The sequence below is a fragment of the Klebsiella sp. K47 genome, from assembly GCF_051858335.1.
GTDB classification, from domain to species: domain Bacteria; phylum Pseudomonadota; class Gammaproteobacteria; order Enterobacterales; family Enterobacteriaceae; genus Klebsiella; species Klebsiella pneumoniae.
In genome coordinates this window covers 153,970-174,230 of sequence record NZ_JBPYUI010000008.1, presented here as the reverse complement: position 1 = coordinate 174,230, position 20,261 = coordinate 153,970, and the positions used below count along the sequence as shown (strand labels likewise).

At 57.0% G+C, this 20,261-nt stretch carries 17 protein-coding genes; 4 read left to right on the top strand and 13 right to left on the bottom strand.

Annotated elements, in window-relative coordinates; genetic code table 11:
* Positions 1-87: 87 nt before the first annotated feature.
* Positions 88-855: a DedA family protein gene (locus RRF55_RS10345; protein ID WP_002888373.1), complete on the top strand. Its 768-nt coding sequence runs from the start codon at positions 88-90 to the stop codon at positions 853-855.
* Here RRF55_RS10345 and thiQ read toward each other — a convergent pair.
* From thiQ to sgrR, 4 genes are all read right to left on the bottom strand, one after another.
* Positions 842-1,543 (bottom strand): thiamine ABC transporter ATP-binding protein ThiQ, encoded by a 702-nt coding sequence (gene thiQ / locus RRF55_RS10340; RefSeq protein WP_004178579.1) that lies wholly within the window; start codon positions 1,541-1,543, stop codon positions 842-844. The two genes, RRF55_RS10345 and thiQ, sit on opposite strands and share 14 nt — an antisense overlap.
* A complete protein-coding gene (thiP, locus tag RRF55_RS10335; RefSeq protein WP_002888430.1) occupies positions 1,527-3,137 on the bottom strand; it encodes a thiamine/thiamine pyrophosphate ABC transporter permease ThiP in 1,611 nt (536 codons plus the stop codon). Before thiP ends, thiQ begins: the two co-directional genes overlap by 17 nt.
* Positions 3,113-4,096 (bottom strand): thiamine ABC transporter substrate binding subunit, encoded by a 984-nt coding sequence (thiB, locus tag RRF55_RS10330; RefSeq protein ID WP_011977648.1) that lies wholly within the window; start codon positions 4,094-4,096, stop codon positions 3,113-3,115. The genes thiP and thiB overlap by 25 nt, the downstream gene beginning before the upstream one ends.
* A 289-nt stretch (positions 4,097-4,385) precedes the next feature.
* Positions 4,386-6,041, bottom strand: coding sequence for an HTH-type transcriptional regulator SgrR (sgrR, locus tag RRF55_RS10325; RefSeq protein ID WP_065812080.1), 1,656 nt, complete (start codon positions 6,039-6,041; stop codon positions 4,386-4,388).
* 87 nt (positions 6,042-6,128) lie between these two features.
* Between sgrR and sgrT the strand changes: the two genes are divergently transcribed.
* Both sgrT and RRF55_RS10315 read left to right on the top strand, forming a co-directional pair.
* Positions 6,129-6,281, top strand: a complete 153-nt coding sequence (gene sgrT / locus RRF55_RS10320; protein WP_002888448.1) for a glucose uptake inhibitor SgrT — start codon at positions 6,129-6,131, stop codon at positions 6,279-6,281.
* Between the two features lie 267 nt (positions 6,282-6,548).
* Positions 6,549-7,733, top strand: coding sequence for a sugar efflux transporter (locus tag RRF55_RS10315; RefSeq protein WP_032433837.1), 1,185 nt, complete (start codon positions 6,549-6,551; stop codon positions 7,731-7,733).
* Positions 7,734-7,766: 33 nt separating this feature from the next.
* Here the strand turns inward: RRF55_RS10315 and RRF55_RS10310 are convergent, their stop codons facing one another.
* The gene (locus RRF55_RS10310; protein ID WP_032433838.1) at positions 7,767-9,077 is read right to left on the bottom strand and encodes an MFS transporter; all 1,311 of its coding nucleotides are present in this window, start codon (positions 9,075-9,077) and stop codon (positions 7,767-7,769) included.
* 231 nt (positions 9,078-9,308) lie between these two features.
* Between RRF55_RS10310 and RRF55_RS10305 the strand changes: the two genes are divergently transcribed.
* Positions 9,309-10,205: a LysR family transcriptional regulator gene (locus RRF55_RS10305; RefSeq protein ID WP_002888455.1), complete on the top strand. Its 897-nt coding sequence runs from the start codon at positions 9,309-9,311 to the stop codon at positions 10,203-10,205.
* A gap of 37 nt (positions 10,206-10,242) precedes the next feature.
* Here RRF55_RS10305 and aroD read toward each other — a convergent pair whose 3' ends face one another.
* The 8 genes from aroD to leuA all read right to left on the bottom strand — a co-directional run bounded on the left by aroD (position 10,243) and on the right by leuA (position 20,239).
* Positions 10,243-10,998: a type I 3-dehydroquinate dehydratase gene (aroD, locus tag RRF55_RS10300; RefSeq protein ID WP_032419403.1), complete on the bottom strand. Its 756-nt coding sequence runs from the start codon at positions 10,996-10,998 to the stop codon at positions 10,243-10,245.
* A gap of 30 nt (positions 10,999-11,028) precedes the next feature.
* Positions 11,029-12,243 (bottom strand): MFS transporter, encoded by a 1,215-nt coding sequence (locus RRF55_RS10295; RefSeq protein WP_002888458.1) that lies wholly within the window; start codon positions 12,241-12,243, stop codon positions 11,029-11,031.
* A gap of 10 nt (positions 12,244-12,253) precedes the next feature.
* Positions 12,254-13,117, bottom strand: a complete 864-nt coding sequence (locus RRF55_RS10290; RefSeq protein ID WP_032424068.1) for a shikimate dehydrogenase — start codon at positions 13,115-13,117, stop codon at positions 12,254-12,256.
* Between the two features lie 11 nt (positions 13,118-13,128).
* Complete coding sequence (locus RRF55_RS10285; RefSeq protein WP_004147052.1) at positions 13,129-15,162, bottom strand: oxidoreductase; 2,034 nt, start codon at positions 15,160-15,162, stop codon at positions 13,129-13,131.
* 395 nt (positions 15,163-15,557) lie between these two features.
* Positions 15,558-16,163, bottom strand: coding sequence for a 3-isopropylmalate dehydratase small subunit (gene leuD / locus RRF55_RS10280; protein WP_002888481.1), 606 nt, complete (start codon positions 16,161-16,163; stop codon positions 15,558-15,560).
* Between the two features lie 10 nt (positions 16,164-16,173).
* Positions 16,174-17,574 (bottom strand): 3-isopropylmalate dehydratase large subunit, encoded by a 1,401-nt coding sequence (gene leuC, locus RRF55_RS10275; RefSeq protein ID WP_004177417.1) that lies wholly within the window; start codon positions 17,572-17,574, stop codon positions 16,174-16,176.
* 2 nt (positions 17,575-17,576) lie between these two features.
* Positions 17,577-18,668 carry a 3-isopropylmalate dehydrogenase gene (gene leuB, locus RRF55_RS10270; RefSeq protein WP_002888487.1) on the bottom strand — a complete coding sequence of 364 codons (1,092 nt, stop codon included), beginning with the start codon at positions 18,666-18,668 and terminating at the stop codon, positions 17,577-17,579.
* Positions 18,668-20,239 carry a 2-isopropylmalate synthase gene (leuA, locus tag RRF55_RS10265; protein WP_004178594.1) on the bottom strand — a complete coding sequence of 524 codons (1,572 nt, stop codon included), beginning with the start codon at positions 20,237-20,239 and terminating at the stop codon, positions 18,668-18,670. The genes leuB and leuA overlap by 1 nt, the downstream gene beginning before the upstream one ends.
* Positions 20,240-20,261 lie beyond the last annotated feature (22 nt).

The window sequence follows — 20,261 nt, the reverse complement described above, 5'->3', positions numbered from 1 at the left end:
GCCAGTAAACTATTAAGACAATTGATGGCTTGACGACGGCGCGATGGCTTCGGAGAATCCGGGCTTCGTTTTTTAACCGGGTACATTATGCAAGCATTGCTCGAACACTTTATTACCCAATCCACGGTCTACTCATTGTTAGCCGTGATGCTGGTGGCCTTTCTCGAGTCGCTGGCGCTGGTGGGGCTTATCTTACCCGGCACGGTGATGATGGCTGGCCTTGGGGCGCTCATCGGCGGCGGCGAAGTTAACTTCTGGCAGGCGTGGCTGGCGGGGATTGTCGGCTGCCTGCTGGGCGACTGGATCTCATTCTGGCTCGGCTGGCGCTTTAAGAAGCCGTTGCACCGCTGGTCGTTTATGAAGAAAAACCGCGCCCTGCTGGAGAAAACCGAGCATGCGCTGCATCAGCACAGCATGATCACCATTCTGATTGGCCGCTTTGTCGGACCGACGCGTCCGCTGGTGCCAATGGTCGCCGGGATGCTCGACCTGCCGGTGGCCAAGTTCGTGCTACCGAATATTATCGGCTGCCTGCTCTGGCCGCCGCTCTATTTCCTTCCGGGCATCCTCGCCGGGGCGGCGATTGATATTCCGGCTGATGAAAACAGCGCCAGCTTTAAATGGCTGCTATTGGGGGCGGCGCTGCTGGCCTGGCTGGCGGGATGGCTGTGCTGGCGGCTGTGGCGGAGCGCGAAAACCTCAGGCGATCGGCTGACCCGCTGGCTGCCGCGCGGCCGACTGCTGTGGCTGTCGCCGCTGATGGTCGCGCTGGCGGCTACAGCGTTAACATTTGTCTTCCGCCATCCGCTGATGCCGGTCTATCTGGCGATCCTGCATAAAGTCATCGCGCGCTGATCCCCATCAAATGCGAGGCGCTGCTGTGGCCGCTTAACAGCTCGGCGGTGGCGCCATCCCAGACAATGCGCCCTTCGGCGACCACCATCGAGCGCGGCGCGATGCGCGCGGCGTCCTCTACGCTGTGGGAGACCATCAGCAGGGTGAGCTGCTGCTGCTCGCAGACATCGGCGACCAGGGACAGCATCTCCTGGCGCAGCGCCGGATCGAGCGCCGAGAAGGGTTCATCCAGCAGCAGCACCGGCTGCTGGCGCACCAGACAGCGGGCCAGCGCCGCGCGCTGCCGCTGACCGCCGGAGAGCTCGCCGGGCAGACGTTCCAGCAGCGCATCAATTCCCATCTGTCCAGCTATCGCCGTGACCTGCGCCTGCTGCTCGCGGTTCAGTTTAAGGCCTGGGTGGATGCCGAGGCTGATATTTTGTCGAATGGTCAGATGGTTAAACAGGTTATTCTCCTGAAACAACATCGAGACCGGACGCTGCGCCGGCGGCGTCGCGTTATGCGCCTCGCCGTTAATCAGCAGGCTGCCGCTGGCGGGCGGCAGAAACCCGGCGATCAGATTCAGCAGGGTGCTCTTTCCGGCGCCGCTGGGGCCGAGCACCGCGATGCGCTCCCCGCGCGCGACGTCGAGGGTGAAGCGCATCGGCAGATGCTGGTATAGCCAGGTCACATCATTGAGTTTTAGCATCACGCCCCGGAAGTTTTTCAATCAGCGTAAACAACAAGAAACAGAGCAGCAGCAGGAGCAGGGCGGTGACGGCCCCGTCCTGGCTGCGGTAGGCGCCTATCTGCTGGTACAGATAGAAAGGCAGGGTGCGGAACGCCTCGTTGCCGAACAGCGCCACCACGCCGAAATCGCCAATCGACAGTACGCAGGCGAAGGCGAGCGCCTGGGCCAGCGGGCGCCGGAGAGCGCGAAGCTCGACCACCCGCAGCCGGGCAAAGCCTTCAATACCCAGCGACTGGCACAGCATGCTGTAGCGGGCGGCAATGTCGCGCATCGGGTTTTCCAGTACTTTCAGCGCATAGGGGATCGCCATCAGGGCATTAGTGAAGATGACGATGCCGTCGGCGGACTCCGGCAGGCCGATAGTGTTATTGAGCAGCAGGAAGAAGCCGGTCGCCAGCACAATTCCCGGCATCGCAAGGATCAGCATGCCGCTCAGCTCCATTGCCTGCCCGGCCAACGGCCGCTGGCGAGCGCGCAGCTCCCGGCTGCTCCATAACAGCATCATCGTCAGGGTCACGCTCAATAGCCCGGCGGCGATGGCGATGCGTAGAGAGGTGCTCAATGCCTGCCAGAGCGCTGGCTGCGCCAGCACGTCCAGCATATTACGGTTGATCCCGTCGACGATGACCGCCAGCAGCGGCGGGAGCAGCAGCAGCAGGGCGGCGCCGATCAGCAACCCGTCGCTCAGGCGGCTATGCAGGCGATCGTCAGGGTCGCGCCAGCCGCGCACATGGCTGACGCCGATGGCGACGGCTTTACTCAGACGCTGGCTAAGCAGCACCAGCCCAAGGCAGCAGAGCATCTGGATCAGCGCCAGCATTGCCGCTCGCGCCGGATCGTAGTCAAAGCTCAGCGCCTGGTAGATAGCCAACTCGATCGTGGTGGCTTTCGGGCCGCCGCCCAGCGAGAGCACGGTGGCGAAGCTGGCGAAGCAGAGCATAAAAATCAGCGCGGCGACGGCGGGAATGTGCCGGCGCAGCCACGGCCATTCGACGAGGCGGAAGAAGGCATAGCCGCGCATGCCAAGCTGGGCGGCAATTTGCCGCTGCTCGCCGGGAATGTTCTCCAGCGCCTGCAGCAGCAGGCGGGTCGCCATCGGCATATTGAAAAAGACGTGCGCCAGCAGGATGCCCTGCAGACCGTAGGGCGAGAACTCCCATTGCCAGCCGAGCGCGTTAAATAGTGAGGCCAGCCAGCCCTGGCGGCCATAGACGCTGAGGATACCGAACACCGCCACCAGCACCGGCAGGATCAGGGTCATCGCGCACAGGCGCAGCAGCAGCGTACGGCCCGGGAAGCGACGCCGGTAAAGCGCGCGGGCGAGAAAGATGGCTGGTCCCACCGAGATCAGCGCTGACAGCGACGCCTGCCAGAAGGAGAAGCGGACCACATGCCACAGGTAGCTATCGCTGAAGACCGATTGCCAGCCCGCGCCGGGGGCGCTAAACCACAGCGCCAGAAACGCCGCCAGCGCGACAGCGCACAGCAGCGTAGCGGCGAACAGGCCCGGCATCAGCCCGCGAAGGTTTAGCGGCTGACGGCGCGTTGCCATGCGCTAATCCAGGTTTGACGCTCGCTGGCGACCTGCTGCGGGGTAAAGGACAGGGTGGTCTGCGGCTTCACCAGGGTATCAAACCCGGCCGGCAGGGTGACCTTGGTCACCGGATACATCCAGTTGCCGGTAGGGATGGCGTTCTGGAAGCCAGGAGATACCATAAATTTGAGGAATTTTTCCGCCAGTTCCGGCTGCTTGCTGGCGGCGGTACGCGCGGCAACTTCGACCTGCAGATAGTGGCCCTCGGCGAAGTTCGCCGCCGCATAGTTGTCTTTCTTCTCTTCAATCATGTGGTAGGCCGGCGAGGTGGTATAGCTCAACACCAGGTCGCTTTCCCCTTTCAGGAACAGGCCATAGGCTTCGCTCCAGCCTTTGGTGACGGTAACGGTTTTCGCGGCCAGCTTCTGCCAGGCCTCGGGCGCTTGATCGCCATAGACCTTTTGCATCCACAGCAGCAGGCCCAGTCCCGGGGTGCTGGTACGCGGATCTTCATAGATGACCCGCCATTTTTGCGGCCCCTCGACCAGCTCTTTCAGGCTCTTCGGTGGATTAGCCAGTTTGTTTTTGTCATAGACGAAGGCGAAATAGCCATAGTCGTAGGGAACAAAGGTGTCATTATCCCAGCCGCCCGGCACGCTGACCGCGCTGGCGGGTACGTTGCTTTTGGCAAACAGCTTACTCTGCGCCGCGGCTTCCAGCAGGTTGTTATCAAGGCCAAGCACGACGTCGGCCTTGCTGTTTTTGCCTTCCATGCGCAGGCGATTCAGTAGCGAAACGCCATCTTCCAGCGCGACGAACTTCAGCTCGCAGCCGCACTCCGCTTCAAAGGCTTTTTTGACCGCCGGGCCGGGGCCCCAGTCGGCAGAGAAGGAGTCATAGGTATAGACGGTAAGAACAGGCTTAGCCAAAGCGGGCATGGCGACAAGCGCCAGCAGCGGGAGTAATTTTTTCAACACTTTGCACCTCAGAAAAAAGGGGTGGCAAAGGATTTTGAGTGAGCCTCAAATCCCTTCGCCGGCGTTATCCGGATCAGGTTCGACGGGTATTTTCTCAGCCCATACGCTTCATCCTTCAAGCCGCATCTGCGTTAGCTTCGCGCGTTCACCCCAGTCACATAGTTATCTATGCTCCAGGGGATTCACCCGCTTGCTGCCTTGATGCAACTTGAATGATATTGCGTATGTTTATTAGCACCCCGTTGAGAACGGCCTTAGTGTAATGATTTTGTCAGATGACGGAAAGCGCTTACGGATCCGGCGGCGCAAACCATGCGGATTTAAAATCGAACCAGCCGAGGGTATTCATCCTCACGCCGCGCATACTGCGCTGACCCTGAATCATCAGCCAGTGGTGGATCAGCGGCACGATATGTTGCCCGGCCAGCAGCCGCTGGCTCCAGGTGGCCGGATTAAACTCTCCTGCTCGCCAGCGGCAGGCGTCTGCCTGCCAGTCAATGGGAATGCAGCGCTGAATCAGCGGGACTTCGTACAGATAGGCGAAGAGCGAAAATTCGATCGGTAAGGTGAAGTTCACGCTGTTGAGCCAGATATCGCTGACCACCTCGCCGCGATGCCAGGCATCGTACTCCAGCTCCTGGATCTCCAGCTTTACCTGATGCGCCGCCAGCAGGTCGCGCATGATCCCGCCGATCACCCGATGTTCGACGTGATCGCGGTAGTAGGTAAGGGTGACTGTCTCCAACCCCGCCGGCTTCTCGCAGGCGTGGTTGCTGGCGTGATGCCAGCGCGGCAGCAGGCCGTAGGCGGGAAACCAGTTGCCCTGGTAGTGTTCGCCCGCATGGTAGAGCAGGTTGGCGGGCTGAAACAGATAACTTAGCCAGCGGCGCACCGCGTCGTTGGCCCCCAGCGGGCTTCGCGAGTCGAACAGCAGGTAATAGCAGCCCTCTTCCAGGCGACTCTCTACCGCTTTTTCGCTTTCGGTATTGCCCTGCAGCGTCAGGCCGCCGTTGGGCTCTTCGCTAATCTCCGGCAGCACCCAGACGTTCACCTCATCGATCAGCGCCCGGTAGCCAAAATAGTCCTCAAAGGCATGGATCTTGAGCTGATTCTGGTTGTTACGCACCACGGCATAGGGGCCGGTGCCGACCGGCATGGAGGAAAAGTGGTTCATGGTCTGCCACTCCTGCGGCAGCACCATCGCCGGCACCTGCCCCAGCAGCCAGGGCAGCCAGCGGTCGGGCTGGCGCAGATGAATATCCAGGGTCCAGGCGGTGGGCGATTCGATGCGTTCGATATGTGAATAGAGCGGCAGGGCATTGCTGCGCTGCAGAGAGGCGATCACATCGGCCATCTCCAGCTCACGGCCATGGTGAAAATGGATGCCGGGACGGAGGAAAAAGCGCCAGTGGGTGGGGGTCAGCTGCTGCCAGTGGTGGGCAATATCGGCTTCCAGTTCCCCATTTTCCTCATTTACCCGCGTCAGGGCGCTGAAAATCTGCCGGGCAATATGCGTTTCCGAACGCCGCAGCGCGCTACCGGGCAGCAAATTCTTCATTGGTCGGTAGTAGAGCACGCGCAGGATGTGCCGCCCCTGGCGGAAGCTGCGGCCGAGATGCGAGACCAGCATCTGGCGGACGGCAGCCTTATCGCCGACCAACTGCACCAGCTGATCGATGCGATCCTGCTCAAGGAGATCTTCGGCACGTTGCTGCTGCAGGGCGAGGCCGGTATAGAGAAAGGTTAGCCGCGAACGCTTGCCGCGGCCTGCCTCCGCTTCCCAGGTCAGCCAGCCGCGGGACTCCATCATATTGAGCAGGGTGCGCATATGGCGGCGCGAGCAGCTCAGCATTTCCGCCAGCTCGTTAAGGGTGGTCTCCTGCGACTTGCCGTCGCAGCACTGCCATAGGCGAATGAACTGTTGTTGCAGACGGCCGGAAGACATAAAAGGGGAACTCCTGCGCAAAACTCAGCAATTTATTACTTCCTATATTAAGCCAATAATGAATCCCGATGAAGCGAGGAGGTGAATATGATGAGGTCTACCGCAAAATCGTTCTACCAACGCTACTTTTCTGCGACGCAGGAAGCGTCCTGGCTGGCCCGCCTGATGGCAGGACGACAGCAGGAAATTCTGGGGGAACTGATGCAGTGGGGAGTGACGTCAACGACCTCTGATCATTGACTTGCAGACATCATGTGTGACTGAGTATTGGTGTTATACTCGTCGTTTTTCAAACTGCAGGTGCGCTGTCGATGCTTCCTGGGCCGTATGTTCGGGCTGCGTGATTCGCCTCTACGGGACTCACCTTTTCAGGGCCAGCGCGAGCGCGGCGCAAAATGGTTAACCGTTTTGTCCTGCAGCATGAAATCCATAGAGTATAGAATCACCCGCCAGCAGAAAGCCTCTGCTGGCTTTTTTCGTTTTCTTCGCGTGTGTTAAGGACATTCCATGCTGTGGTTGATGACGATGGGACGACGGCTTAACGGCGTCTATGCCGCCTTTATGCTGGTTGCTTTTATGATGGGCGTGGCGGGCGCGTTGCAGGCGCCGACGTTGAGTTTGTTTCTCAGCCGCGAAGTGGAGGCGCAACCGTTCTGGGTGGGCCTGTTCTATACCGTAAACGCCATCGCCGGGATCCTGGTTAGCCTGTGGCTGGCCAAGCGCTCCGATAGCCGCGGCGACCGGCGGCGGTTGATTATGTTCTGCTGTCTGATGGCGGTTGGTAATGCGCTGCTGTTTGCCTTCAACCGCCACTATCTGACGCTGATCACCTGCGGCGTGATGCTGGCATCCATTGCCAACGCGGCCATGCCGCAGCTCTTCGCGCTGGCGCGGGAGTACGCCGACAGCTCGGCGCGGGAAGTGGTGATGTTCAGCTCGGTCATGCGCGCCCAGCTGTCGCTGGCTTGGGTGATTGGCCCGCCGCTGGCCTTTATGCTGGCGCTCAACTATGGCTTCACCACCATGTTCTCCATTGCGGCGGGCATTTTTGTCATTAGCCTCGCTCTGATTGCCATCAAACTGCCTTCGGTTCCGCGTGTGGAACAGCCCTCGGAGGAGGCGGCGGCGCTAGCGCAGGCCGGCGGCTGGCAGGACAAGAACGTGCGTATGCTGTTTATCGCCTCCACCCTGATGTGGACCTGCAACACCATGTACATCATTGATATGCCGCTGTGGATCAGCAGCGATCTCGGGCTTCCCGACAGCCTGGCCGGGATCCTGATGGGCACTGCCGCCGGGCTGGAGATACCGGCGATGATCCTCGCCGGCTACTACGTAAAGCGCTTTGGCAAACGTAAAATGATGGTGGCGGCGGTGGCCGCCGGCGTGCTGTTTTATGCCGGACTGATCCTGTTTCATGGTCGCACGGCGCTGCTGGCTCTGCAGCTGTTCAATGCCATCTTTATCGGCATTATCGCCGGGATAGGCATGCTGTGGTTCCAGGATTTAATGCCGGGACGGGCGGGAGCGGCGACCACCCTGTTCACCAACAGTATTTCCACCGGCGTGATCCTTGCCGGCGTGATGCAGGGGGCGCTGTCCCAGAGCTATGGTCACGCCAGCGTCTACTGGACGATCGCGGCCATTTCGCTGGTGACGCTGTTTTTGACCAGCAAGGTGAAGGATATCTGACTACTCGCCCCGGCATCGCCGGGGCGACCAGGCCTACTTGAGTTCGATACGCTTAATGTCGCCGATGATAAAAATGTAGGCAATCACCCCAATCAGCGCCGTCAGGCCGACGTAGATCAGCGCGTAAAAGAAATTACCCGTGGCGGAAATAATCACACCAATTATCAGTGGTGCGATAATCGAGGCCATATTGGCACAGAAATTAAATATGCCGCCGGTGAGGCCTGCCATATTTTCCGGGGCAATATCCGAAATTAAGGTCCAGCCCAGACCGACCATCCCCTGGCCAAAAAAAGCCACCGACATGATAATAATTACGGTGCTATTGGCGCTTACCCAATTCGCCGCGATAATACAGCTGGACAGCAATAAACCGGAAATTATTGGTAACTTTCGACTGATGTTGACGGAGCCGGTTCGCTTCAACAACCGGTCGGAGATCCAGCCGCCGAAGAGGATGCCAATCGCGGCGGCAAGGAAGGGCCAGGTGGCGAAGAAGCCGACGTGCAGCCATGGAAGATGGCGCTCGTTGGCGAGGTAGCTGGGAAACCACGTCAGGAAAAAGACCAGTGTGGTGTTGCCGGCGAACTGACCCAGGCTGGCGCCGAGGATCTGGCGACAGCCCAGCAGGCGTCTGGCGTCACGCCAGTTAAATGGAACGTTCTGGATTTTATTGTTAATGCCGTTTGCGCCGATATACTCCAGCTCCGCTTGATTAGCCGTGCGCGATTCATGCGGTTCATGATAAAAACGCCACCACACTAAAGTAAATAAAATACCTAATCCGCCGGTGAGGAAAAAAAGCGTTCTCCAGCCATGATGTTCGAGAATTAAAAATAACAGCGGCGAGAAAGCGGCCAGCCCTATATATTCACCAACTGTATACGTTGCCGTTGCCCGCGCGCGCTCATGCTGAGGGAACCAGGTGCTGACGATGCGGCTGTTGGCCGGAAAGCAGGGCGCTTCGCTGACGCCGAGTCCCAGGCGCAGAAGCAGCAGGGATTTTAGGCCGAGGGTGAAACTTTGCAGCAGGGTAAACAGCGACCAGAAGAAAATTGACAGGGCATAGGTCACTTTGTTGCCAAAGCGGTCTAAAAACATCCCGCCGGGGATCTGCGCCAGCGCATAAGTCCAGGCGAAGGCGGAGAAGATGATGCCCATCATCGCCGGATCGATATGGATTTCTTTGCTTAACTGTGGCGCTACAATACCCAGGATGGTACGGTCGAGATAATTGATCATCGTTCCGACGGAGAGTAGCAGCAGAATAACTATCCGTACGCGGCTTCTTTTTTTCGCCCCCAATGTGGAAGTGAGGACTTCCTGAGAGTTTGACATACTCATAGCGAGTTCCTTTAAAGTTTAAAATATTTTTGCATATATTCTAATATGCAAAAATATCTCAAGGAGCTATAGGTAGTATCTATGAATGGCAATGCCTTGTGGCACATTCATGCCCTTCGTCAAATAATATTTGATGTAACGCCGATATTTACCCGTTCATGCGCATTATTGGTGGCTTGCATGGTATATTAGCGTCAGTGCATTTATTCTTATATTATACGGGTAAAAATAATGAACCTAAAGCAACTTTATTATTTTAAACGTCTGTCTGAAACTGAGCATTACACCGAAGCCGCCTCCAGTCTGTGCATCACCCAGCCCTCGCTAAGCCACGCGATATCGGAGCTGGAGAAGGAGTTAGGGGTCGCGCTATTCGCCAGACAGGGGCGGAACGTAAAAATTACCCAAAACGGCAAGCGTTTTTTGCCGTATGTTGAAGATGCGCTGGCCTCGCTGGAGAACGGACGCATGATATTGCAAAAAAATGGCGCTGAGAATAAAGAGAATATTCGCATCGCCTTTATTTACACGATGGGGGAGTATGTTGTTCCACAGTTAATTAATAAATATTCTCTTTCACCTGAATGTCACAATGTGACTTTTTCTTTTACTCAAGGGACATCGCTGACGCTGTTGCAGGAGCTGAAGGCCGGAAAAGTCGATCTGGCGATCTGCTCTTATATTGCCGATGAACCCGATATCGATTTTATTCCGGTGATCCAGCAGGAACTGGTGGTGGTCACGGCAAAGGATCATCCGCTGGCCCGGCTATATGAACATGAAGTCGATCTGGTGGAGACGATTCATTATCCGTATATCTATTTTTCAGAAAATAGCGGCTTACGTCCGTTTATCGATAATGTATTTATGCAGCAAAAGCTGGTGCCGGAGATCGCCTGCTATGTGGATGAGGATACGGCGATGGCCGGGCTGGTGAGTATTGACTACGGGATCGCGATTATGCCGCGCATCACCGCGCTCTCCTATTACAATGTCCATATCCTGAAGATTAAAAACACCATCCCCCCCCGCTATATCTATCTGGCGACCATGAAAGACAAGGGGCTCTCTCCGGCGCTGGAGTCATTTAAAAATGTGGTTATCCACGACAGCCAGAAGATCTGTTAACGGATGGCCCGGATGTGACCTCCGGGCCATCCGGATATCAGGAGAGAATATCCATCACTTCACGCAGCTTAGCGATGGCGATCTGCCCCGGCGCGGAGGCCTGACCAACGGTACCGAAGGTCATCGCCGAACCGAACAAGCGCCCGGTGACCCGGCTAACGCCACCGGATTTGCCCATCGACATGGTGATCAGCGGACGCGTCGCATACTTCTCTTTCATGGTCAGCGTGGCGGCGAGCAAGGTGAGTACGTCCTGCGGCGACTGCGGCATCACCGCGATCTTCGGCAGATCGGCCCCCAGATCCTGCATGCGGCGCAGGCGATAGATAATATCTTCCTGAGCGGGGGTCTTATGGAAATCATGATTACTCATGATCACCTTGACGCCCGCGGCATGCGCATCGTCAACCAGCGCGCGGATCTGCGCTTCATCATTGAACAGTTCGATATCGATAACATCAACCAGTCCACTGCGTGCGGCCTCGCGGTTGAGCGCAAAATAGGCTTCGTCGCTGAGCTCGGTTTCGCCACCTTCTTTCTTACTGCGGAAGGTAAACAGCAGCGGAAGCGCTTTCAGCGCGCCACGGATTTCCGCCAGCGCGGCCATCACCTGGGCCATCTCTCTGACCTGGGTAAAGTGGTCAACGCGCCATTCGATAATATCAGCGCCGGCATCGACCAGGCCGTGGGCGTTACCCAGTATCTCATCCAGGGTTTTACCGATCAGCGGTACACAAATGAGGGTTTCCCCTTCCTGAAAGGTGATGTTCTTTACGGTTACTGCATTTGTCATGTAGGTATCCATTATTTTTCGCGTTGTACTTCAGGCGGTGACTGCGGTGCGTGACACTTTTTGCGCCGCCCGAGCCTGCAGTTGACGATAGCCGATGTACAGGGCGATCACAAAGCCGATAACGGCGATCAGAAAATCAAACCACATAATGCTGGCAATACTGATCTGCGAAAGCTTTGCGGTGATCAACGGGATCGTGAAGCTGGCGATACTGCCGGCGGTGTAGAAGATGCCGGTTGCTTTGCCTTTTCCATTCGGGAAGCTCATCGCCATGATTGTCGCACCCAGCTGCAGCACTCCGCCAGCGGCGGCAAAGCCGATGACAAAAGCAAAGCCGGTCACCATCATCGGCGTCGGGAACAGGCACACCAACAGCAGCGAAATCATCGACAGGCCAGTATAAATAATCATCGCAATGGCCGAGCTAAACACCTCTTTGACGAAGGCGGCAGTTACAAAGACGCAGACCAGCGAGCCGACGGTATAGATGCTAAGCAGTTTAATCGCCGAGGCATAGGGCAGGCCGACGACGAACTGGCCGTACTGCGCCAGCCATTGGCTGACCAGATAGAAGGTCGCCATGCCGATATAACCGTACAGGGTGAAGATCACCATATCCAGCTTATTAGCCTGTGGCCGGACGGCTGTTTCCGCCTGTGCCGTAGGGGCTTCCTCTTTTTTCGCCGCCTGGCTGTCAGGGAACGGCATTTTAAGCAGATAAATCCCGCTCAGTACAAAGAGTGCTGCCGCAATCACGAACGACCAGCCGAACCACAGATTTGCCCATATCAGGAAGCTGATAATGAACGGCAACAGGAACTGCCCTGCAGAGACGAAGGCTTTGATCAGCACGTTGGCCCGGCTGGCAGAGTGCGGGAAAGATTCCATCAGCGCCGGATAGGTACCGGAGTCGAGGAAGCTGTTCGCCAGGCCCGCCATAATGCCGAACACGTAAGCCAGATAGATATTTTTGGTCAGCAGGATGCCGACGAAAAAGATCAGATAGCTCAGGATCCCAAGATAGATAAAGGGCTTGCGACCGAAGCGATCCGAGAGAAATCCGGTCACGATGGTCGCTAACTTACCAATACCTAACGAAGATATAACGATCGATACGCCGGCTTTGTCTGTTCCCCACTGTTCCTGAAGATGGGCCATGTTGAGGGTGATTAACAGCACCCCCATACCGTGGATCAGGTAGTTGAGATACAGCCCTGCCGCAGTAGGGATGTATTTATTTTTCATCATTCGCCTCTTAGAACAGAATGCTCTTGATGTAATCAACCGGCATCTGTTTGCCCGTCCAGATTTCGAACGCGCGCGCGCCTTGCCACAGCATCATCCCCAGGCCGTTCAGCGTGCGGCAGCCTTTTTTCTCGGCCACTTCCAGCAGGTGGGTTTTGCGCGGGTTGTAGACGACGTCGGAGACGATCAGGTCCGGACGCAGGAAGCTGTCGTCAGGTAGCAGCATCTGGCCTTCGAACGGCTTCATGCCGACCCCGGTGGCATTGGTCAGGATCACGCTGCTGTCAATTTCGGCGCGCAGTTTGTCATGATCGTCGAGATCGAACAGATGGATCTCGCAGTCGGTGTTGTGGCGGATCTTGGCCACGGTTTCTTCTGCGTTGGCGAAGAATTTATCGCGGCGGTTGAAGATGGAGATCGCCTTCACGCCATTCAGTGCTGCCTGGACGCAGAGCGCCGTTGCCGCGCCGCCGGCGCCGAGTACGGTCATCTTCTTGCCGATGATATCGATACCGGCTTCGCTAAGGGCGCGCATGTAGCCGGTGCCATCGGTGATATGTCCGGTCAGTACGCCGTCGTCGTTGACCACGGTATTGACCGCCCCGACCAGCTGTGCCGCCGGCGACAGTTTATCGAGATACTGGCAAATCTCGGTTTTGTTCGGCATAGAGACGTTAAAGCCGCGCAGCTTCATCGCCCGGAAGCCCTGCACCACGTCTTTTAGCTCCTGGTTACCGACTTCAAAAGCGAGATAGACGTAGTCCAGCCCGAGATGGGCGAAAGCCTCGTTGTGCATGGTGGGCGACATGCTGTGACGAATCGGGGTGGCGATCAGGCCAATCAGCTCAGTGTGTCCAGTAATACGTTCTGCCATGACAAAAATCCTCAATAAGTTAGAAAGGGAATTCGTTGTGCTTCGCGGCTGCCCAGCGCACCCATGTCTTCCAGTGCATCCAGTACGTTGCGGCCTTCGCGGACGCCATCGATAATGCGTCGCGCCATCACGCTGTCGCCGATGTTCATGATTTTGACGTTATTGGCATTGGCCCAGCGCTCGATCTCGTCGAGACCCGTCCGGTTGGCGCGCATCCCCAGACAGACAAAGCCGTAGTCGAAGGGAATATCGAAGGTTTGCTGTGTATTTTTCACCTGGAAATGGTCGGCAGCGACCGCCATCAGTTGGGTATTCATGTGCTGTTCGACCTGGTGCTCGTCGAGCATGGTCAACATGGCATTTTTGGTAATGATGTCGAGATCGCGACCGGCGGCGTCCTGCATCTCGATTAGCACCGCCTGTGCGCCGCGAGCGGTAAAGTATTCGATAACGTCAAGGCCAACGGCGCCGGCGCCGACTACGGCGATGCGTTTGCCCTTGATATCGGTAAATTTCGCCAGATTGTCGATCATGCCGGTAATGGAAAAGATCTTGCCGTTCTCGACGTCAATGTTTTCCCGCAAGCCTTCAATGGGCGGCAGCAGCGGCGTTGAGCCGGTGGCGTTGACAATCAGATGCGGACGCAGGGCGGAAACTGAAGCCACGTCGGCCCGCTTGCCGATCTGCAGCATCAGGTTGTCCAGCGAGGCGATACGATTTTTCATAAACTGCGGGAAATCAGCGATGCGTTTTTTCTCCGGCAGGCGGGAGATTTCGCTGGCGAGGCCGCCGACGTGGTTTTTCGCTTCCAGCAGCCAGGTATGGCAACCAACTTCCGCCGCGGTGCAGGCGGCTTCCATCCCGGCGGTGCCGGCGCCGATGACCACCACGTTAGTGTCGCGATTCACGCGCCGCATTTTATAGGCGTCACCGTGAATAATATCCGGGTTAATCGAACAGCGCAGCGGGCGCGAGCGGGCAATGCGATGGTCGGCGCAGCCGATGTTGCAGGAGATACATTTGCGCATCAGACGCTCTTTTCCGCCTTGCACTTTCTGCACCCACTCCGGCTCGGCAATCAGACCGCGGCCAATGGCGATAAGATCGGCATCGCCGCTGGCGAGGATATCTTCGGCTACCTGTGGAGTGCGAATATTGCCGGCGATGACCGTGGGTTTATGGAATTTATCGCGCACCGCGCGGGAGAGATAGCGCTTCCAGCCATCCTCCAGCGACATCTGATCGATTTGCAGATTCAGGTTGTCGTTCTGCGCCGCAGAGACGTTGATGATATCGACCTTCTCCTGGCAGAGCTCAAGAATACGCAGGGAATCTTCGAGGGTATTGCCGCCCTTGAGGAAGTCGTCGGCGCTGATGCGCAGACTGACCGGAAAACGCGGCCCCACGCAGGCGCGAACCTTATCGACAATCAGACTCAGTATCCGAGTGCGATTTTCGACGCTGCCGCCAAATTCATCAGTGCGCTTATTAAACAGCGGCGATAAAAACTGGCTAATTAAATAGGAGTGACCGGCATGAATTTCGACGCAGTCAAAACCTGCGCGCCGAACGCGCTCCGCGGCGTCACCAAATTTCTCTACCGCATGATAAATTTCCTCATGGGTCATCGGACGCGGAATATTACCGTGCTTCTTCGACGGCGTTGTAGAAGAGGAGAGCGGCGTCTGGCCTTCCAGTCGGTAGGCATAAGCGGAAGCGCCGGCATGATTTAACTGAATGGATACGCAGGCGCCATGTTTATGCAGGGTCTCGGTTAATTTAAACAGCCGTGGAATATATTGATCGTTATCGATGCGCAGTTGGGTGGTGCCGTTGGAGGCGAAGGGGAAATCAATACAAATATTTTCGATGGTGATAAGCCCAGTGCCGCCTTTGGCCCGCAGTTCGTAGTATTCCAGCTGTTCCTGCGACACCTCGCCATTGAGCGTGGCCATATTGGTGCCCATAGGGGGCATAATAATGCGGTTTTTTAACGTCATACCGTTGATGGTCAACGGACTGAAAAGGTGCGGATAGTGGCTCATCTCTTCTCTCCACAGGAGGCCGGGAGGCCGATATGCGGGGCCCAGGCGTGTCCTTAGTTAATATTTCTCTGTGGCAAAAGATAACGAGGGGAAAAATCGAAAAATAATGCTTTTTTTTGTGCATAGCCATAGGGGTTTTCTATGAGATTAACGCTTTCTTCACATTCTTATATTTTTATATTAAACACTCGTGCCTTATTTTTACTTGCAGTGCAGGGAAAATACATAAACAGTGCTGGAGAAGGGGAGGAAAGCGGAATAATTCTTCTTTAGGCGGTAGGGCAGGGTGGCGGTAAGGTCTGACAATCAGCAAATTAAAATTGGTTTTTGTGCGTGAGATCGCAATTTTCTCCGCAATAAAATAAAAAGCCCGATCAAATGACCGGGCCCAAAGGTTAATTCATAAATGCCGGCAGCTTGCGTTCATAGTCGGAGATCGCCGCTTCATGCTGCAGCGTCAGGCCGATGCTATCCAGGCCGTTGAGCATGCAGTGGCGGCGGAAATCGTCGATCTTAAAGCTGTAGGTTTTATCCCCGGCTTTAACCACTTGCGCTTCCAGATCCACTTCAAACGTAATGCCCGGGTTGGCCTGCACCAGCTTGAACAGCTCGTCGACCTGCTCGTCGCTCAGGGTCACCGGCAGCAGCTGGTTATTGAAGCTGTTGCCGTAAAAGATATCGGCAAAGCTCGGGGCGATAACGACCTTAAAGCCGTAATCGGTCAGCGCCCACGGCGCGTGCTCGCGCGAGGAGCCGCAGCCGAAGTTTTCCCGCGCCAGCAGTATCGATGCCCCCTGGTACTCAGGAAAATTCAGCACGAACTCCGGGTTCGGCTGTTGACCTTTATCGTCGAGAAAGCGCCAGTCGTTAAACAGGTGCGCGCCAAAGCCGGTGCGGGTGACCTTCTGCAAAAATTGCTTAGGGATGATCGCGTCGGTATCGACGTTTGCAGCATCCAGCGGAACCACCAGGCCGGTATGTTGGGTAAATTTCTCTGCCATGATGGTCTCCTTACTTCAGATTACGGATATCGGCGAAATGGCCGGTAACGGCTGCCGCCGCGGCCATTGCCGGGCTCACCAGGTGCGTGCGTCCGCCGCGGCCCTGACGGCCTTCAAAGTTACGGTTGCTGGTTGAGGCACAGCGTTCGCCCGGATTCAGGCGGTCATTATTCATTGCCAGACACATAGAGCAACCAGGTAAGCGCCACTCAAAGCCGGCTTCGATAAAGATCTTATCCAGACCTTCCGCTTCCGCCTGCGCTTTCACCGGACCAGAACCCGGCACCACCAGCGCCTGGACGCCCGGCGCCACTTTACGCCCTTTAGCGATTTCCGCCGCGGCGCGTAAATCTTCGATGCGCGAGTTGGTGCAGGAGCCGATAAACACTTTATCGATAGCGACTTCCGTCAGCGGGATCCCGGATTTCAGCCCCATATAGGCCAGCGCTTTTTCGGCGCTGGCGCGTTCCACCGGATCGCTGAACGACGCTGGATCGGGGATGTTATCCGTCACCGAGATCACCTGGCCCGGGTTGGTGCCCCAGGTCACCTGCGGGGCAATTTCCGCCGCCTGCAGCGTCACCACGGTATCAAACGTCGCGCCGTCGTCGGTTTTCAGGGTTTTCCAGTACGCTACGGCATCGTCAAAATCTTTGCCTTTCGGCGCATGCAGACGGCCGCGTACGTAATTGAAGGTGGTTTCGTCCGGCGCGACCAGGCCCGCTTTGGCGCCCATCTCGATCGCCATGTTGCACAGGGTCATACGCCCTTCCATGCTCAGATCGCGGATCGCTTCGCCGCAGAACTCAACCACATGGCCGGTGCCGCCGGCGCTACCGGTTTTACCAATGATGGCCAGCACGATATCTTTGGCGGTAATGCCCGGCGCCGCTTTGCCCTGGACTTCGATTTTCATGGTCTTCGCGCGGCCCTGTTTCAGGGTCTGGGTCGCCAGCACATGCTCCACTTCGGAGGTGCCGATACCGAACGCCAGCGCACCGAACGCGCCGTGGGTGGCGGTATGGGAGTCACCGCACACGATCGTCATCCCCGGCAGGGTAACCCCTTGTTCCGGGCCCATGACGTGGACGATGCCCTGATACGGGTGGTTCAGGTCGTACAGTTCAACGCCGAACTCTTTACAGTTCTTAATCAGCTCCTGCATCTGAATGCGGGCCATCTCACCGGACGCGTTAATGTCTTTGGTCTGCGTCGAGACGTTATGATCCATGGTAGCGAAGGTTTTACCCGGCTGGCGCACCTGGCGGCCATGGGCGCGCAGGCCGTCAAACGCCTGCGGAGAGGTGACTTCGTGCACCAGATGGCGGTCGATATACAGCAGCGGGGTTTCGTTCTGCGCCTCATACACTACGTGCGCATCAAATAATTTTTCGTATAACGTCTTCGCCATGATTACACCCCTTCTGCGACATAGCGGGCAATAATATCGCCCATTTCATCAGTGCTGACCGCCGCCGTGCCGCGCGCTAAGTCGCCGGTTCGAACCCCTTCTTCTAAGGCGCGGTTGATCGCGTTTTCAATGGCGGTCGCCGCTTCGTCAGCGTCGAGGCTGTAGCGCAGCAGCAGAGCCAGGGAGAGGATCTGCGCGATCGGGTTGGCGATATTTTTGCCGGCGATATCCGGTGCGGAACCGCCCGCCGGCTCGTACAGGCCAAAACCTTGTTCATTGAGGCTGGCGGACGGCAGCATACCCATCGAGCCGGTGATCATCGCGCACTCGTCGGAGAGGATGTCGCCAAACAGGTTGGAGCACAGCAGCACGTCGAACTGGGACGGATCTTTAATCAGCTGCATGGTGGCGTTATCGATATACATATGCGCCAGCTCAACGTCCGGATACTCCTTGCCGATCTCGCTGACGATTTCGCGCCACAGGATGGAGGACTGCAGAACGTTGGCCTTATCGATGGAAGTCACTTTGTGACGACGCTTGCGGGCGGATTCAAAAGCGATGCGCGCGATACGCTCGATCTCAAAGCGGTGATACACCTCGGTATCAAAGGCTTTCTCATGCTGACCGCTGCCTTCGCGGCCTTTCGGCTGGCCGAAGTAGATGCCGCCGGTCAGTTCGCGTACGCAGAGAATGTCGAAGCCGTTAGCAGCGATGTCGGCGCGCAGCGGGCAGAACTCTTCCAGCCCCTGATACAGTTTGGCCGGGCGCAGGTTGCTGAACAGTTTAAAGTGTTTACGCAGCGGCAGCAGCGCGCCACGCTCTGGTTGTTCCGCCGGCGGCAGGTGCTCCCATTTCGGACCGCCAACGGAGCCGAACAGGATCGCATCCGCCTGCTCGCATCCGGCGACGGTCGCCTGCGGCAGGGGAGTTCCCTGACGGTCGATGGCCGCCCCGCCAACGTCATACTGGCTGGTGGTAATGTGCATGGCAAAACGTTGGCGCACGGCTTCCAGTACTTTCATCGCCTGGTTCATCACTTCCGGGCCAATGCCATCACCCGGCAAAACGGCAATATGGTAATTCTTCGACATTACACGGTTTCCTTATTGTTCTCTTTATTCTGAGCTTTGCGTTGCAATTCTTTTTCGACTTCGGCGGCGCGCCAGATGTTGTTCAGCACGTGAACCATCGCTTTGGCTGACGACTCTACGATATCCGTTGCCAGACCAACGCCATGGAAGCGGCGGCCATTGTAGTCAACGACGATATCCACCTGGCCCAGGGCGTCTTTGCCGTGGCCTTTCGCGCTTAAGCCATACTTCACTAATTCAATGTTGTAGTCGGTGACGCGATTAATCGCCTGGTAGATAGCATCGACCGGACCGTTGCCGTTGGCGGCTTCGGTTTTGATCTCATCCCCGCAGACCAGTTTGATCGAGGCGGTGGCGATATCGCTGGATCCGGATTGGACGTTGAAGTAATCCAGGCGGAAATGCTCTGGCTCTTCCTGCTGCTTGTTGATAAAGGCCAGCGCTTCCAGATCGTAATCGAAGACCTGGCCTTTTTTGTCCGCCAGCTTCAGGAATGCGTCGTACAGATGATCCAGGTTGTAATCGCTCTCCTGGTAGCCCATCTCTTCCATCCGGTGTTTCACCGCCGCGCGGCCGGAGCGGGAAGTCAGGTTCAGTTGCACCTGGTTCAGGCCGATAGATTCCGGGGTCATGATCTCGTAGTTTTCGCGGTTCTTCAGCACGCCGTCCTGGTGAATGCCGGAGGAGTGGGCGAAGGCGCCGGTGCCGACGATGGCCTTATTCGCCGGGATCGGCATATTGCAGATCTGGCTGACGGTCTGGCTGGTGCGCCAGATTTCATGATGATTAATGTTGGTGTGCACGTTCATGATGTCTTTGCGCACTTTGATCGCCATGATCACTTCTTCCAGCGCGCAGTTGCCGGCGCGTTCGCCGATACCGTTCATCGCACCTTCTACCTGGCGCGCACCGGCGTGGACCGCGGCGAGGGCGTTACCGACAGCGATGCCCAGATCATCATGGGTGTGGACGGAAATAATTGCTTTGTCGATATTCGGCACGCGATCATACAGGCCGCTGATGATGTTGGCATATTCGAACGGCATGGTATAGCCGACGGTATCCGGGATATTAATGGTGGTGGCGCCGGCGTTGATCGCCGCTTCCACGACGCGAGCCAGATCGGCAATCGGCGTACGGCCGGCATCTTCACAGGAGAACTCAACGTCGTCAGTGTAGTTGCGTGCCCGCTTCACCATATAGATCGCGCGCTCAATAACCTCATCCAGCGTACTGCGCAGTTTGGTGGCGATATGCATCGGCGAGGTGGCAATAAAGGTATGAATACGGAAAGCCTCGGCCACTTTTAACGATTCCGCCGCCACGTCGATATCTTTCTCAACGCAGCGCGCCAGGGCGCACACGCGGCTGTTTTTAATGGTGCGCGCGATGGTTTGCACCGATTCAAAATCGCCCGGCGAGGATACCGGGAAACCGACTTCCATTACGTCGACCCCCATTCGCTCAAGGGCCAGTGCGATCTGCAGCTTCTCTTTGACACTCAGGCTTGCCTGTAACGCTTGTTCGCCATCACGTAAGGTCGTATCGAAAATAATGACTTGCTGGCTCATGGTTTGGATCCTTAGTCTGTGT

What these genes read in the sequence shown, in the direction of transcription:
- RRF55_RS10345 (WP_002888373.1), top strand. Translation starts at nt 88, where the DNA reads ATGCAAGCATTGCTCGAACACTTTATTACCCAATCCACGGTCTACTCA.
- thiQ (WP_004178579.1), bottom strand. Translation starts at nt 1,543, where the DNA reads ATGCTAAAACTCAATGATGTGACCTGGCTATACCAGCATCTGCCGATG.
- thiP (WP_002888430.1), bottom strand. Translation starts at nt 3,137, where the DNA reads ATGGCAACGCGCCGTCAGCCGCTAAACCTTCGCGGGCTGATGCCGGGC.
- sgrR (WP_065812080.1), bottom strand. Translation starts at nt 6,041, where the DNA reads ATGTCTTCCGGCCGTCTGCAACAACAGTTCATTCGCCTATGGCAGTGC.
- sgrT (WP_002888448.1), top strand. Translation starts at nt 6,129, where the DNA reads ATGATGAGGTCTACCGCAAAATCGTTCTACCAACGCTACTTTTCTGCG.
- RRF55_RS10315 (WP_032433837.1), top strand. Translation starts at nt 6,549, where the DNA reads ATGCTGTGGTTGATGACGATGGGACGACGGCTTAACGGCGTCTATGCC.
- RRF55_RS10310 (WP_032433838.1), bottom strand. Translation starts at nt 9,077, where the DNA reads ATGAGTATGTCAAACTCTCAGGAAGTCCTCACTTCCACATTGGGGGCG.
- RRF55_RS10305 (WP_002888455.1), top strand. Translation starts at nt 9,309, where the DNA reads ATGAACCTAAAGCAACTTTATTATTTTAAACGTCTGTCTGAAACTGAG.
- aroD (WP_032419403.1), bottom strand. Translation starts at nt 10,998, where the DNA reads ATGACAAATGCAGTAACCGTAAAGAACATCACCTTTCAGGAAGGGGAA.
- RRF55_RS10295 (WP_002888458.1), bottom strand. Translation starts at nt 12,243, where the DNA reads ATGAAAAATAAATACATCCCTACTGCGGCAGGGCTGTATCTCAACTAC.
- RRF55_RS10290 (WP_032424068.1), bottom strand. Translation starts at nt 13,117, where the DNA reads ATGGCAGAACGTATTACTGGACACACTGAGCTGATTGGCCTGATCGCC.
- RRF55_RS10285 (WP_004147052.1), bottom strand. Translation starts at nt 15,162, where the DNA reads ATGAGCCACTATCCGCACCTTTTCAGTCCGTTGACCATCAACGGTATG.
- leuD (WP_002888481.1), bottom strand. Translation starts at nt 16,163, where the DNA reads ATGGCAGAGAAATTTACCCAACATACCGGCCTGGTGGTTCCGCTGGAT.
- leuC (WP_004177417.1), bottom strand. Translation starts at nt 17,574, where the DNA reads ATGGCGAAGACGTTATACGAAAAATTATTTGATGCGCACGTAGTGTAT.
- leuB (WP_002888487.1), bottom strand. Translation starts at nt 18,668, where the DNA reads ATGTCGAAGAATTACCATATTGCCGTTTTGCCGGGTGATGGCATTGGC.
- leuA (WP_004178594.1), bottom strand. Translation starts at nt 20,239, where the DNA reads ATGAGCCAGCAAGTCATTATTTTCGATACGACCTTACGTGATGGCGAA.